We start from the raw sequence: 13,596 nt of genomic DNA, 5'->3' as shown, positions 1-13,596 counted from the left end.
CGTCCCCGACAGGGCTCACTCCAGGGCGTCCTTGATCTTGTCGTTCACCTCGCACGGACGTGCGGTCTGCGGCCCGCCCTGTGCTTCGGCCACCTCCATGGTCAAGCCCTTTGGTTTACCTTCCACACGGCGGTTCCGTCCCTGGAACGGGTACCGCGTGGCGAATACGGCGGACGTGGAGTGTCGGCCCTCCCTGCGGGCGCGTCTGAATCGGCGATTTCTCGGGTGGCCGGTCCCCTCTTCGGCCAACGAAGAAAATCTGTACTCGCCAGAGTAGACATGGCTTGCTCGCGCTGCTAAATTTACTGCCATAGCCACTGAGATACATGGCTGGACCACCGGGTTCGCCGGTGGAGAGTAGGACGGCTCGACGGTGTGCGCATGCTTCAAGACACCGGGGCCGGTAGTGCGGAAGTAGAGCAGTACCCGTAGTAACGCAGGACCGGCTTCCCGCCCACATGGGGGTGCCGGAGTAGTAGGAAGAAGGACGCGGTAGGGCTCGACCGGCGCGACGGTTGCACAAGCGTCGGGAGCCGGTAGCACCGTGAAGAGCACTGCACGAAGTGAGAACGAGAGGAGTAGATGCCATCAGGATCGCCCGGGCGAAGGGAAATTCCGCTCGGGTACCGCAGGGCCTGTTTCGGAAGAAGGTGGTCCCCGGTCACACAACCGCGATCCCCGCGTTTCCGTCCGGCTTGATTTCGGGACGCGGAAGACCGGCGATAGCCGGTAGGTGGTATTGAACTCTCGGGCCCCAGCTCCACGTGGCTGGGGCCCTCGACGTGCGTTCGAAAGAAGGAAGACACGCATTTGCCCCGTCCCGACATCGATGATCGGTTCGACGATGACGACTACCCCGCCTACAGCATGGGCCGAGCCGCGGAGATGATCGGTACCACACCGGCGTTCCTGCGAGCCTTGGGCCAAGCCGAATTGATCGAGCCCTTGCGCTCGGAGGGCGGACACCGCCGCTACTCGCGCTACCAACTCAGGATCGCCGCCCGGGCGCGTGAACTGGTGGACCAGGGCACCCCGATCGAGGCCGCGTGCCGGATCATCGTCCTGGAGGACCAACTGGAAGAAGCCCAACGCATCAACGAGGAACTACGCTCCACCGAACCATCCCGGGAATGACCCACGGGTCCGCCCATGCCCGTGGTCCGGACGAGGCTCCGTGCCGTGTCCTCGGTGAGCCGGCCGGCCTCGCCGGTGCCCACGGCAGGCCTCGATGCTCTCCCGCCGATCGTTGGAAGACCTTCTTGTGCCGGGAAACGGTCATCCGGCTTCCAGGTGGCGCAGGGCTTCCTCCCAACGATGACGCCGTTCCCGTCCAGCCATCTCCCACCAGGGGACCCCCCTTTCTCCCAGCCCGTGTTTGGCCCACGAGACCCGGTCCCTCGCCCTACGTTCGGCCTCGACGTCACCTTCCTTCCGAGCGGTGGCGATCTCCCGGCGGGCCGACATCAGATGGCGGACCAGGCGTTCACGCGTTCGGTCGGGCAGCATCGGATCGGAGGCTCGCCACCGTCGCCCTTGGATGAGGAGGTAGCGACCGTCATCGCTGCGTTCAGGTTCCGCCATGCCTTTGGCCCTACCCATCGAACCCCCGTCTTCGGCTTCCACCGCGAAGAAATCGAGACCGAAGCGATGAAGACGGCGGGAGGAGGGTCGATGGGCCCGGGCCGACCACCGAGAAGGCCCTCCGCCAGTTCTTGATCACCGACCGGGCGTGGGTCACGACATCCCCGGTCCGGCACACCGTGGCCGAGTGAGAGCGCGAATCGGCGGCCACCCGATCGAGCCCGCGGCGAGCGATGAACAGGCTGTTCAGAGGCGGTGGGCGCGTCGTATGGGTCCGCGCCGTGGACTCGAGGTTGAGGACATTCCAAAAGTGGAAAAGGCGAATCCTATATTGTTGCTCTCATGATTGCTGTGAGTTCGTCGAATCGTATGCGTGTTCGGCGTTTTGGAGAAAGGGCGGGGGAGCGGGTGGAAAACTCCACTATCGCAATGGTTGATTTAGATGAAATATTCATTATTTCGGTTGTGTTCCAGGCGGCGGATTCGGCCGGCGAGTGAGGGGATACTCCCTTCGATGCTCGCTGATCTCCCTTGTCTGGCCTTGGGGGTCGTGATCTACTTCAGCGCATCCGAGCCACCGCGAAGAACTCTTCGGGCCGCAGGGTCACATCTACGTCCTCTCTTGCGTCCTGGATTTCTGATTTCCGCAATGTCGCAGTTTCCGGTGGTTCGGCTCTGAACGGATGTCCGCTATTTCGCTGAGGAGATCCCGTCCGTGTACGAGCCGGCGCGATCGCGTTCAAGAACGCCGAAGGGCATGTCACAGCTCGATGCCTCCACCGCACCGCGACCTCTCGTGAAGCCTCATCGGGCGAACGAGGATCCGGTCGCCGCACACTACTGCAAGACCCTGGACGAAATTCAGGCGAACCACTACGACGTGGTCATCGTCGGTGGCGGGGCCGTCGGATCCGCCATTTCCCACCGTCTCCTCCAGAACGACCCGAAGGTTCGGGTGCTCGTTCTGGAGAAGGGCTCGTTCCTTCTCCCCGAGCACGTACAGAACCTGCACCCGCAATACCAGAGGCTCATGGCCGAGGCCATCGCGAAACCATGGGACCTGGCCCCGGGGACCACCTTCGACCTGGCGCCGCAGATTCCCTACCTGGGCGGTCGGGCGCTCTTTTGGAGCACCTGGATCCCGCAGCCGAAAAGGGAACAGATGGCGAAGTGGCCCGAGAAGGTCCTGGACGACCTGGACCATGGAGGATACTGGCAGCAGGCCAAGGACTTCCTCGGTGCGGCCCTGCCCAAAGAAATGGGTCCTGCGTTCACGAAGTTCCAACCCGAACTGATCGCTCGGTTGCGGAACGGACTGGGGCACATCCCGAACTTCCTGCCGGTCGAGAACGATGGTGACCTGATCGTTCCGCTCGCCTCAAGGGACACCGAGTCGGAGTTGAAGTACCGGAAGTTCAGTCCGGTGCCGCGACTGCTTCAGGACGCGACCGACCACGCCGATCGAATGCACATAGTGACCGGCTGCGAAGTACGGGAGATCCGACACCGGCGGCAGGCCCGGCACGACCAGGGGCCGAAGGGCCCTTGCCAGGCCACCGAGCTGGTCACGGCCCAGGGGAACCTCCCGTTGAGGAGCGCGAGACTCGTCCTGGCCAATGGCGTGGTCGAACCCACCGGACTACTGCAACGTTCGTTCGCCCAGATCCTGCCCAAGGGCGCCGGTACCAACCTCGGCGGGCACGTGGCCTCCTGGTTCTCGGTTCAGGTGCCTCGCGCGGGATGGAAGGACCTGGGCGACACGCTCCAGGTCGGTTGCACCTACCTCAGGGGCCGGGTCCACACCGGCGAGCGGACGGAGAAGGAGGAGCACCGCGACTTCCACATCCACCTGATGGGGGCCTCCAACCCTCACCCTGAGAGCGCGGTGGAAGACCTGTATCGACTCATACCCGACTCCTTCGACCAAGAGTTCCTCGCCGAACTCAGCGACGAGGACAACATCGGTTTCCTCGTGCACTGCCTTGGTGAGTGGCGCAGCACACCCGGGGATCAGGCGGGCAGCACGGTGAGATTCAAGGACGGCAAGACCCTGCTCGGCCTCAAGCCGAGTGAACGTGACCTGGCCCTGCGCAAAGCGATGGACGAGGCCGCGCGAAAACTGGTCGAAGAGGTCCTTTTCGCCGGCAAGGCACAGGACAAGGACAAGATCCGGTACTGGAACCCTGGTGAGCCCGGTAAACCGGGCGAATGGCAGAAGGAACTGCCCGCCGGACGGTTGAAGGACGTGCTGGTCCACGAATCCGGAACGCTCTGGATGGGAGAGCGGCCCAACGATTCGACGACCGGCGCGGACCCGATCACCGACCTGAACTGCCGGCTCCACGAAGTGGACAACGTCTACGTCGGTGGCGCCGCGACCTTCCCCACCTCCGGATCGTGGAATCCCACCCTGACCGCGGTCGCGCTGGGGCGGCGCCTGGCCGACCACCTCGCCCCACCCAAGAAGGAGGAGGGACGAACGCATGGCGAGCATTCCCGCTGACGTCCAGAAGTTCATCGAACAGTGCGTGGCGCTGACAGGCTTTTGCGAATTCGACCTGCACGCCACCGGAATGGGGCAGACGTATCTGGAGACCGCGCGCGACCAGGTGGGCTCGGCCAGGTTCGAGGAGTTCCTGAAGACACTCGCCCAGCGGGAGGGCACCCTGGTGAAGCCCAAGGACCTGGACTCCACCGACCGGGAGATCGCGCGCGCGGTGGTCTATCTCTGGTACACGGGCGCTTGGCCACGTCTGGCCGAAACCGCCCATACCGAGCTACGGCCGAACGAGACCAACACCGAGTTCGTCGTCTCCGCCGGTTCCTATGTGGAGGGACTGGTCTGGCACACGTTCAACGGTCACCCCGTGGGGGCCCGGCCACCGGGGTTCGGGACCTGGTCGGTCCGGCCCGCCGAGCCACCGAGCATCTGCCAGATCACCAAGGAGTGCGGGCTTTCCCAGAAACACGAGGAGGGGCACTCCGACGGGGTGGAGGCCGCCGTCCTCGCACGCCTTCGCCACCCCGGACCCCTGACGGCACGCCACGTTCCACCGTCGGTCGTGCCCGCCGCCCGCGCACCGCGACAGGAAGGAGACCCTCGATGACCGTGGAACGCACGGGTGAACAGGTCCATCAGGGACGATACGACGCCGTCATCGTCGGCGCAGGCTGGTCCGGGAGCCTGCTCGCCAAGAACCTCTCCGAGCGAGGCTGGACCGTCCTGCTCCTGGAGGCGGGGGAGGGCGGGACCCAAACCTGGGACGGCTACCTGGAGTCGGTGGCGACCTTCCGTTCCGCCGTGGCCAAGGTGCCCAACTCGGCCTACCACCGCAACGTCCTCGCGCCCTCGCCCGACGTGCTCGACCTTTCCCCACGGCCGAGTACGGGCAACGGCACGCCGCCCTACACCGCCCACGGCTACTTCGTGCAGAACGGTGCGCACCCCTACCGGACCGACTACGTTCGTGCTCTGGGCGGGGCGGGCATGCACTGGCTCGGCGCGGTCCCGCGTATGCACCCGGAGGACTTCGCCACCAAGACCCGATTCGGATACGGCCGGGACTGGCCGATCACCGCGGCCGACCTCCAACCCTTCTACGCCGCCGCGGAGCGAGAACTCGGTGTCGCCGGAAACACGAAGGAACAGCGCGAACTGGGGGTGATCACCGATCACGACTACGTCTACCCCATGCACGAGGTCCCGACCAGCCACATCGACGAGCACTGTCGCAAGATCGACGGTGCCACGATCACCGACGGTATGGGGGTCGAGCGCGAGCTGCGCGTGACCGGTCTGCCCCAGGCCCGCAACAGCACACCCAACCCGGGCTACGACTCCAAGAAGGGATACCGACCCAAGGGAGCGGTCGGTCTGCCGAACTATGGCGAGCGGTGCGTGGGCAACGCCAGCTGCGTTCCGATCTGTCCAGTGCAGGCCAAATCATCCCCGCTGCGCCTTCAGCACGCGAGCAATGACAAGGTCACCCTGGCCACACGCAGCGTCGTCACCCGTGTTCTGTCGGCACGGGGCAAGCGGGTGGACGGCGTGGAGTACCGCACCTACACGGGCAGTGGTACCAAGGCGAAGGCCGGCGCGCACCACAGGGTGAAGGCCGACATCGTCATCCTGGCCGGGCACGCCATCGAGAACGCCCGCCTGTTGTTGCACTCGGGCCTGGCCAACTCCAGCACGCAGGTCGGCAAGAACCTGATGGATCACCCGACCACGCTGGCGTGGGCACTGGCCGATTCCCAGGTCGGCCCCTACCGCGGCCCCGGGCACACCTCGGGTTGGGAGGAGTTCCGTTTCGGCAAGGGGCGCGAAAAGCGCTCACCGTTTCGGATCGAGATCAGCAACTGGGGCTGGTCGTGGTCCACCGGCGCCCCCATGAGCAACGTCGCCCAGGCCTTGGGCGTGGGTGGTGGGAAGAACGGCCGAGTGAAGGACGAAGGGCTCTTCGGGCCTGAACTGCGCTGGGCACTCGGCGACACCATCGGGCGCCAACTCCAGCTCCAGATCGCGGTCGAGCAGCCCGCCGACCCGCGTAACCGGGTCACCATCGCACCCGATCGTACGGACGCCATGGGCAATCCGAGGCCGATCATCACCTACGACCTGCACGATCACGTCCGCAAGGGTGTGTACGCGGCCTACATCGCCTCCAAGGGCATCTTCAAGGAACTCGGAGCCAAGGAGATGACCGACCACAGGCCGGTCGACGGTGTCCCTCCACTCGGTCACTTCCTCTACGACGGCACGGATCTGACCTACCAGGGCGCCGGGCACGGAGCCGGCACGCACATCATGGGCGAAAGGCCCGAGGACTCCGTGGTGGACTCCTACCAGAAGACCCATGACCATCCGAACCTCTACGCCGTGGGCTGCGGCAGCATGCCCTCGATCGGGACCAGCAACCCGACCCTGACCATGGCGGCCCTGGCCCTGCGCAGCGCCGAACGGATCCACCAGGACCTGCTCGCTCTGCGTCGGAAGGCCACCGTGGGCGCCGGCCTCAAGGCAGCCAAGGAGAAGCCGTGATCACCGCGTTCGATCTGGACGAGTACGGGTTCGCCGTCCCGAAGACCATCGAGGAGTTGCGCAAGTACCTCCAAGCGGCGATCGAGGTGGAACACCTGACCATTCCCGTCTACATGACGGGGATGTACACGATCCACCCCGGAACCAACAGTGAGGCCTACTACGTCATCCGCAGCGTGCTCCTGGAGGAGATGCTGCACATGACCCTGGCCGCCAACCTGCTCAACGCCGTCGGCGGAACGCCCAGGGTGGCGCATCCGGAGTTCATCGGTGAGTACCCGGTCCGGTTGCCGATGAGCAGTCAGGACCTTCCCGAGATCGGTCTGCGCCACTTCTCTCCCGAAGCGCTGCGGACCTTCCTGGCCATCGAGGAACCGCGGTCGTTCCACTCCGAAGCACCGATGGGGTCGGGCTGGACCTCCATCGGCCAGTTCTACGGGGCGATCGCTCAGGGGCTGTTCGGCCTTGTCGAGAGGCACGGTGAGACCCACGTGTTCACCGGTGACGAAAGCAGGCAGGTGGGACCGGAACACTTCTACAACTCCGGTGGCGAGGCCTTCAAGATCACGGACTGGGAGACCGCCCTGAAGGCCATCGAGGTCATCAGCGAACAGGGCGAGGGCGCACTCGACTCGATCTGGGACAGCGACGACGTCTTCTTCGGTCAGGAGAGCCAGCCGGCCCACTACTTCCGGTTCAACGAGATCATGATGGGTCATCGTTACACCCTGGCGGATCGGCCCACTGATCCGCCGAGCGGTCCTTCGATGGCCGTGGACTGGAAGGGTGCCTACCCGATCAAGGGCGATTCCAAGGTCGCCGACTACGAGCGGTACAAGGACAAGAGCGCGGTCTACGACAAGGCCGTCGAATTCAACCAGACCTACGCATTGTTGCTCTGTGCCCTGCAAAAAGCGCTCGACGGGGAACCGTCCACCATGGGATTGGCCGTGCCCTTCATGCTGGAGATGCGTGACAGGGCCGAGCAGCTGTACCGCAACCCGCACCCCGATCCCGAGTGCGCGAAACAGGGTCTGTTCGCCAGTGCGACGTTCGAGATCACCAGGCCCCATCTGGACCAGGCCAAGACTCAGGTCGAAGAATACGTCGCCGCGGCCGAACTCGATGATGAGGCACCGATGGACCTGTCCGGACTCACCGTAGCGACCAAGGGGCGATTCGCGTGAAAGAGACCGACCAGAAGCAGAGCCGGGACCAGGTCTTGCCCAACATCCCCAAGGGCTTCGACCTGCCCTTCTACTACGGGGCGTTCACCAACCTCGGTGTCGACTACCTCGTTCCCAAGGCGACCGCCGAGAACCTGTTGCGAGAGTGTGCGGGGCACGACGCGCTCGCGGTCGCGGAATTCGACGATGAGCAGGCGTGTCTATCGTTCAACTACCAGCTGTACTTCGGCCAGTTCTCCAACGGTGGCGCGGTCATCCAGGAGATCGAGTTCAACATCATCTCCTACCCCAAGGCACAGGCCCACCGGGTGCCGAAGCTGACCTACGAGCGGTACGCCAAAGGTGAGGACCAGACACACTACCTGGGGTTCTGGCGCTACCGCGTCGCCTGTGACTCCCCACTGGCGATCGCGGCCGGCGAGAAGTTGTTCGGCGAACCCAAGTTCAAGGCCGACTTCAAGACCGCCATTCCGGTCCCCAACGGGACCCCGGCCCAGGGCTCGGGGAAGTCGGGAGGCGGCGGGACCACGTGGTACGACACGTGGAAGGTGACGTGCCTGAAGGAAAAGGGCTCGAGCGCAACGGAGAAGAACGCGAAAGCCGAGTCGTACTTCACGTTCACCGTCGACTTGCGCGGGCTCCAGGCCAGGTCGGTCAGCACGGCACCGTTCACCGAGTACGGCCACCGAGAGAAGAAGGCGCTCGCCGCGCCACTGAACGTCTTTCATCCCTACCAGTGGTACGACCTGGCGAAGGCGAAAGAGCAGACGAACGCGGTGAAGAGGGTGACCCTGAAGCGGGGGACCGCTTCCGACGAACGGATCAAGTCCTTCCTGGACACGATCGGTACCCATGATCCGGTCGGTGCCTGGCTCTTCCAGTCACCTCCGGTGGCCGCGCAGAACCGGCCGTACTACGTGCCCACGCCCACGTAGTACGCGCCGATTCGTGGGGCGGGGCTCTCGGTCCTTCGGGCCCCGCCTCCCGTGTGTGCGGGTGGTCCGAGTGTGTTCGTTCAACTCGCGTCGCGATGGAAGAGGAAGAGTCCGTATCGGGCCTGGTGGTCCACCCACTGGGAACGCGGGACGAAGCCGTGGGCCCCCACCTCGTGGGCCAAACCTCGTTCGTCGAACTTCACCGAGTAGCCGACGTTGATGAACCGCCCGCGCGGTACGCGCAGCGTGATCCCCAGGCCCGGTATGGCCACCGTCCGGTCGGCACGGGCCTGGAGACGACCCTCCACCGTGGAGGTGGCCGCGTCGTAACACGCCTTGGGAACGAAGTCGTCGAGCACGAATTCGGCTCCGTACCGCTCGTTGAGCCGAGTGAGGTAGTTGAGCCGGAAGTCGGCGAAGGCCGAATGCCCGGGAGGATCGTTGTAACAGGTCTCCAGGGCCTCGCCGTCCTTGTCCAGGTCGGCGGAGAGCAGGAAGGCCTCACCCGGTTTCAAGCAGCGAGCGATCTCGCCGAGCAATCCGTCTCGTTCGGCGCGTGTGGCGTTGCCGAAACTACTACCGAGGAAGATGATCGCGAGCGGCTCACCGGTGTGGGTGCGCAGCCACTCCAGAGCGGCCTCGTAGCGTCCCCATAGGCCCAGGACCTCCACATCCTCCAGTTCCGAACGCAACGTGGCGGCGCTGGAACGCAGCATGTCCCGATCGACGTCGATCGGAAGGTAGGTGGTCCGGCGCAGACGCACGCATCGCTCCAACAGCAACCGTGTCTTCTTCGCGCTACCGCTGCCCAATTCCGCGATCCGTCCGCAACCGAGCGCCTCGGCGATCTCCCAGGCGTGGTGCTGGAGGAGGGCGCGTTCCACTCGGGTCAGGTAGTAGGTGGGCAGCTCGGTGATCTGCTCGAACAGCTCGGAACCGACCGCGTCGTAGCCGAGCCAGGGTGGCAGCCGGGGCGGGGCCTCTTGGAGGAGGTCGCGCACGACCGTGTCCTCCGGTACCTCGTCGGCTCCGGTGGTGACCGGAACGATGCCGGTGCCGGCATCGGATTCGGGTGGCCTCATGCTCGCCCCGCCCTCTCACGAAAGCTCGACTCGCCACGATTCCAGTGGTGGAACAGGTACTTCTCCAACCGATCGGCCAGGAAGACACTGCTTCGGATCCCGAACACGATGTCGGGGGCCAACTCGGGTTCGGCTCTCAACAAAGGCGTGATCACCTCACGCCTGATCAGCTGCTCGTGCACCGCGTCGGCCTCGACGTGTTCGGCGTAGAAGTCGATGGCCACCGGACCGCAGCCCAGTCTTCGCATGGCCTTGACCAGTCGGTCCGAGCCGGGGGAGGAGGTGAGTTCCACGGTGGCGAATTGCCCGATCAGAGCCCCGCGCAAGGCGCGGTGCAGCCCGCACAGCGACATGAAGTTGACCTCGGCCAGCATCTCGGCGGGAGCGGAGTCGACATAGGTGCCGTAGGCGTTGGAGAGGCCGAGTTCGGTCATCATGTCGGCGAAGAGTTTGGAGTGGGTCCGCTCGGGGTCGCCCGCGCCGTACTCGTCGTGCTGCACCGTCACCAGGGCGGCCTTGGGCGGGCCGTCCAAGCGTGGGATGACGAAGCTTTGCGGGTCGGCCTCCTTCAGGTGGTAGAGCGAGCGGTGGGCGACGTACTCACGTAGTTGCCACAGTCGCCCGTCACGGCGCAGGTGGTGGGAGACGCCGAACGCGTCGACGTGTTCAACCAGGAGTTCCTCGAGTTCACCTTCGACGTCCGAACCCGCCGGAACGTCGGCCCTGAGCGCGTTGAGGAAGATCCTTTCCAGTTCGGCGCGGACGACGAGCAACGCGGGATCCCATTCGAGGCCGGTGTCGACCTCCTGGAAACCCCGATAGTGGAGTTCGTAACAGCAGTACAGCGCCAGTTGGAGGTCCTCGCCGTAGGGCGAGGCGTCGGCCAGGACGGGAAGCTCGGGCGCCTCACCCCGCAGCGCGGACAGGACCGCCTCGGAGATGGGGCCACGAGAGGCGGGAAGCGTCGGTGCCTTCGACGTCGTCGCGGTCATGAGCGGTTCTCCTTTCCCTCCGTGTCGCGTACGCGTCGACGGTGGCTGGTGTCGCAGAACGGACGGCGACGACTGCGGCCGCACGTGCACAGTGCGGTGACCGCTCGTTCGCTGAGCACCCGTGTTCCATCGGGCATCTCCACGTCGACCGGGCCATAGACGAGGATGGGGCCCTCGCCGGTGACGATGACCCGACGAGGGTTCTCAGCCATGACGTGCCTCGATGATCACGAGTTCCTCCTTGGTCTGGGCCGGGCCGAGCAGCCCGCGGGCGCGCAGTGTCGAAGCGCGTGCCCGCAGTACGGGGCCGAAGGGGATGTGAGCCCTGGCGAGGACTTCGGACACCAGGCCGGCCTCCTTGAAGCGGGCCAACGTGGCCTGTTCGTCGGCGAGCACGGACTGCACGAGCAGGAGCCTGCCGTCCTCGTTGAGCACGGAGGGGGCCTCCGCGCAGATACGGTCCAACAACAGACGCCCGTCCGGACCGGCGTCCCAGCAGCGGGCCATCCGGTGGCGGGGCGGGAGCGGGGAGTCGGCGGGCACGTAGGGCGGGTTGGCGAGCACGACGTCGAAGCGACGCGTGGCCACGGGGGCGAACAGGTCACCGCGCAGGACCGTGGCCGGAACCCCGTGCAGACGGCTGTTGAGCCAACTCGCCATCACCGAGCGACGTGAAAGGTCGATCGAGGTGAGGCTGGCGGCTCCAGCACGGAAGGCCTCGATGCCCAGGGCCCCGGTGCCCGAACCGACGTCCAGGACCGAACGGCCGGTGAGAGGGCCTCGCCGACGTAGTACGTGACGGAGTAACGAGGTGTCTTCCTGAACTCGATAAACGCCCGGTGGCCTCACTAGCAACATGGAGAAAGGACTACCCGGACCGGGAACGTCCAATCTCGATCAACGACTCTTCAGGGTCATCGGAGCGTTGCTCGGGGTGGAGATCGGTCGGGTGGCGCGGGCCGGCCCCGATCCCTCTTCGGGATGGGAACACGGTGGGTAGGGCCTCCTCGTGGGCCCGGCGGGGTCACGTCGGCGACGTCGTTGGACGGCTCACCCTCGACGGAGGGTGGACAGGAACCGTTCCAGCGCGCCGTCACGAGCCAGGGACCGGCCGACGCCCACGCCGAGGGCGCCCGCGCCCAGGAACTCCGAGGCGTTCGTCGCGTCGACACCACCGGTGGCCACGGCGCGTACCTCGGGAAAGGGGCCGGTGAGGGCGGAGATCCAGGAAGGCCCCAGAACGTTCGCGGGAAAGGCCTTGACGGTGGTGATACCGAGTCGTACCGCCTTGCCGACCTCGGTCGGAGTCGCTACGGCCGGTAGGAACGGAATGCCCGACCGCACCGCCTCGGCCACGGTGTCCGTGTCCAGGCCCGGCGCCACACCGAAGCGGGCTCCGGCCTCCACCGCCCGACGCAGTCTCTCGGGTGTGGTCATGGTGCCCGCACCCACCGCGAAGCGGCCTTCGGCGGCGCGGACCACCGCCTCCAGGGTGGCCGGGTCCGACCCGCTCTCCTGAGTGACCTCCACCAATTCCACTCCGGCGTTCCAAGCCGCCCGTGCCGCGGCCACCGCTTCGTCCGGGGTGGCGCCCCGAAGGATCAGCATCAACGGGACCCGAGAGAGGCCCTTGTTGAAGAAGTCGGCCCATCCCGAGATCGGATCTTCCGTGCTCATTCCGATGTTCGTGCTGTTCATCTGAATCCTTTCGAGGAAACCCCGGCCTTCAGGCCGGGGAGGAAGCGAATCCCTGCGAGGCAGACCAGGAAACGGAGATTCGTCCCCCGGGCGAATCTTTGCTCACCGGGTGGTCGGGTGTGAGGGCCCCGGCCTTCGAACGGGGAAGGAAACGCTCTTCTCCTTCCTGGTCCAGGCTCACAAGAACCGTAAGCTCGCCCGCGCGATCTCGGACGTGGTCTGGAGCGAGTCGCGGTCGATGTTGGAGTGCAAAACGGCCTGGTATGGGCGGAAGTCGGTCACCATCGACCGGTTCTTTCCCTCCTTCAGGGAAGGGGAGGAGGTCAACGTGGACTCCACCCCAGTTCCTCGCTGATGTCATGTGCGGTGGTGATGAGTTCTTCGGTGAGGGAGAGCAGGCCGGGACGGTCGAGCACCATGCTGGGGGCCGATATCGAGATGGCCGCCCTTACCTGCCCGGCCGCGTTGAACACGGGCGCGGCCACGCAGTGGATGAACTCCTCGTGTTCGAAGTCGTCCAGCACCCAGCCTCGCTCCGCGGCCCGGTCGAGTTCCGTGTCGAGTTCCTCCCGCCGGGTGCGGGTGTTGGGGGTGTACCGGGGAAGCGGCGCGTCACCGAGCAGGGCACCGCGTTCACGTCGGGAAAGGTGAGCGAGGATCGCCTTGCCGATACCGGTGGCGTGCAAGGGGGCCAGCGCGCCGATGTGCGAGTACATGCGCACCGCGTGACGTGACTCGACCTTGTCCAGATAGACGACGCGGTCCCCCTCCAGCGCCCCCAGGTGGACGGTCTGTCCGCAGGAGGATCCCAGGTCACGCAGATGTCGCGCGGCCAGACCGCGAATGTCGAGTCCCTCCAAGGCGGCTGCGGCGAGGGTGGCCATACGGGGCCCCAACTGATAGCTGCCGTCGTCCGTGCGACGAACGAAACGCTGTTCTTCCAGGGTTCTCAACAGACGCAGTGAGGTCGTACGGTGCACGTCGAGACGTCGACCGAGCTCGCTGATCGTGGTGGGGCCCTCGGCCAGCTCCACGAGTATTCTCATGGCGCGTTCGACACTGCTGGACACCTGTGGTCCT

14 protein-coding genes are annotated in these 13,596 nt (G+C 65.5%); 7 read left to right on the top strand and 7 right to left on the bottom strand.

The window, feature by feature from the left end; translation table 11 throughout:
* Window positions 1-810 precede the first annotated feature (810 nt).
* Window positions 811-1,134: a MerR family transcriptional regulator gene (locus tag D472_RS0119635; protein ID WP_017606171.1), complete on the top strand. Its 324-nt coding sequence runs from the start codon at window positions 811-813 to the stop codon at window positions 1,132-1,134.
* 141 nt (window positions 1,135-1,275) lie between these two features.
* Here the strand turns inward: D472_RS0119635 and D472_RS0119630 are convergent, their stop codons facing one another.
* Entirely contained in the window at window positions 1,276-1,581 is a 306-nt protein-coding gene (locus D472_RS0119630) for a hypothetical protein (protein WP_017606170.1), read from the bottom strand.
* A 342-nt stretch (window positions 1,582-1,923) separates the two neighbouring features.
* Between D472_RS0119630 and D472_RS28485 the strand changes: the two genes are divergently transcribed.
* From D472_RS28485 to D472_RS0119605, 6 genes are all read left to right on the top strand, one after another.
* Window positions 1,924-2,079 (top strand): hypothetical protein, encoded by a 156-nt coding sequence (locus D472_RS28485; protein ID WP_161625120.1) that lies wholly within the window; start codon window positions 1,924-1,926, stop codon window positions 2,077-2,079.
* Between the two features lie 259 nt (window positions 2,080-2,338).
* A complete protein-coding gene (locus tag D472_RS0119625; RefSeq protein ID WP_017606169.1) occupies window positions 2,339-4,084 on the top strand; it encodes a GMC oxidoreductase in 1,746 nt (581 codons plus the stop codon).
* The gene (locus D472_RS0119620) at window positions 4,065-4,688 is read left to right on the top strand and encodes a hypothetical protein (protein ID WP_017606168.1); all 624 of its coding nucleotides are present in this window, start codon (window positions 4,065-4,067) and stop codon (window positions 4,686-4,688) included. The genes D472_RS0119625 and D472_RS0119620 overlap by 20 nt, the downstream gene beginning before the upstream one ends.
* The gene (locus D472_RS0119615) at window positions 4,685-6,622 is read left to right on the top strand and encodes a GMC family oxidoreductase (RefSeq protein ID WP_017606167.1); all 1,938 of its coding nucleotides are present in this window, start codon (window positions 4,685-4,687) and stop codon (window positions 6,620-6,622) included. Before D472_RS0119620 ends, D472_RS0119615 begins: the two co-directional genes overlap by 4 nt.
* Window positions 6,619-7,809 (top strand): ferritin-like domain-containing protein, encoded by a 1,191-nt coding sequence (locus D472_RS0119610; protein ID WP_017606166.1) that lies wholly within the window; start codon window positions 6,619-6,621, stop codon window positions 7,807-7,809. Before D472_RS0119615 ends, D472_RS0119610 begins: the two co-directional genes overlap by 4 nt.
* Complete coding sequence (locus tag D472_RS0119605; RefSeq protein WP_017606165.1) at window positions 7,806-8,744, top strand: hypothetical protein; 939 nt, start codon at window positions 7,806-7,808, stop codon at window positions 8,742-8,744. The genes D472_RS0119610 and D472_RS0119605 overlap by 4 nt, the downstream gene beginning before the upstream one ends.
* An 80-nt stretch (window positions 8,745-8,824) precedes the next feature.
* Here the strand turns inward: D472_RS0119605 and D472_RS0119600 are convergent, their stop codons facing one another.
* The 6 genes from D472_RS0119600 to D472_RS0119570 all read right to left on the bottom strand — a co-directional run bounded on the left by D472_RS0119600 (window position 8,825) and on the right by D472_RS0119570 (window position 13,586).
* A complete protein-coding gene (locus D472_RS0119600; protein ID WP_017606164.1) occupies window positions 8,825-9,826 on the bottom strand; it encodes an L-histidine N(alpha)-methyltransferase in 1,002 nt (333 codons plus the stop codon).
* The gene (locus D472_RS0119595) at window positions 9,823-10,818 is read right to left on the bottom strand and encodes an iron-containing redox enzyme family protein (RefSeq protein ID WP_017606163.1); all 996 of its coding nucleotides are present in this window, start codon (window positions 10,816-10,818) and stop codon (window positions 9,823-9,825) included. Before D472_RS0119595 ends, D472_RS0119600 begins: the two co-directional genes overlap by 4 nt.
* The gene (locus tag D472_RS0119590; protein WP_017606162.1) at window positions 10,815-11,030 is read right to left on the bottom strand and encodes a CDGSH iron-sulfur domain-containing protein; all 216 of its coding nucleotides are present in this window, start codon (window positions 11,028-11,030) and stop codon (window positions 10,815-10,817) included. The genes D472_RS0119595 and D472_RS0119590 overlap by 4 nt, the downstream gene beginning before the upstream one ends.
* Window positions 11,023-11,676, bottom strand: coding sequence for a HemK2/MTQ2 family protein methyltransferase (locus tag D472_RS0119585; protein WP_193373497.1), 654 nt, complete (start codon window positions 11,674-11,676; stop codon window positions 11,023-11,025). The genes D472_RS0119590 and D472_RS0119585 overlap by 8 nt, the downstream gene beginning before the upstream one ends.
* A gap of 192 nt (window positions 11,677-11,868) precedes the next feature.
* Window positions 11,869-12,516 (bottom strand): bifunctional 4-hydroxy-2-oxoglutarate aldolase/2-dehydro-3-deoxy-phosphogluconate aldolase, encoded by a 648-nt coding sequence (locus tag D472_RS0119580; protein ID WP_017606160.1) that lies wholly within the window; start codon window positions 12,514-12,516, stop codon window positions 11,869-11,871.
* Window positions 12,517-12,839: 323 nt separating this feature from the next.
* The gene (locus tag D472_RS0119570; RefSeq protein ID WP_017606158.1) at window positions 12,840-13,586 is read right to left on the bottom strand and encodes an IclR family transcriptional regulator; all 747 of its coding nucleotides are present in this window, start codon (window positions 13,584-13,586) and stop codon (window positions 12,840-12,842) included.
* Window positions 13,587-13,596: the final 10 nt, after the last annotated feature.

The sequence above is a fragment of the Nocardiopsis alkaliphila YIM 80379 genome (genome assembly GCF_000341005.1).
Taxonomy (GTDB): Bacteria; Actinomycetota; Actinomycetes; order Streptosporangiales; family Streptosporangiaceae; genus Nocardiopsis; species Nocardiopsis alkaliphila.
This window is presented reverse-complemented; position numbering and strand designations above follow the sequence as displayed.

Coding starts and splice junctions, on each gene's coding strand:
- D472_RS0119630 (WP_017606170.1), bottom strand. CDS start 1,581: ATGGCGGAACCTGAACGCAGCGATGACGGTCGCTACCTCCTCATCCAA.
- D472_RS28485 (WP_161625120.1), top strand. CDS start 1,924: ATGATTGCTGTGAGTTCGTCGAATCGTATGCGTGTTCGGCGTTTTGGA.
- D472_RS0119625 (WP_017606169.1), top strand. CDS start 2,339: ATGTCACAGCTCGATGCCTCCACCGCACCGCGACCTCTCGTGAAGCCT.
- D472_RS0119620 (WP_017606168.1), top strand. CDS start 4,065: ATGGCGAGCATTCCCGCTGACGTCCAGAAGTTCATCGAACAGTGCGTG.
- D472_RS0119615 (WP_017606167.1), top strand. CDS start 4,685: ATGACCGTGGAACGCACGGGTGAACAGGTCCATCAGGGACGATACGAC.
- D472_RS0119600 (WP_017606164.1), bottom strand. CDS start 9,826: ATGAGGCCACCCGAATCCGATGCCGGCACCGGCATCGTTCCGGTCACC.
- D472_RS0119595 (WP_017606163.1), bottom strand. CDS start 10,818: ATGACCGCGACGACGTCGAAGGCACCGACGCTTCCCGCCTCTCGTGGC.
- D472_RS0119590 (WP_017606162.1), bottom strand. CDS start 11,030: ATGGCTGAGAACCCTCGTCGGGTCATCGTCACCGGCGAGGGCCCCATC.
- D472_RS0119585 (WP_193373497.1), bottom strand. CDS start 11,676: ATGTTGCTAGTGAGGCCACCGGGCGTTTATCGAGTTCAGGAAGACACC.
- D472_RS0119580 (WP_017606160.1), bottom strand. CDS start 12,516: ATGAACAGCACGAACATCGGAATGAGCACGGAAGATCCGATCTCGGGA.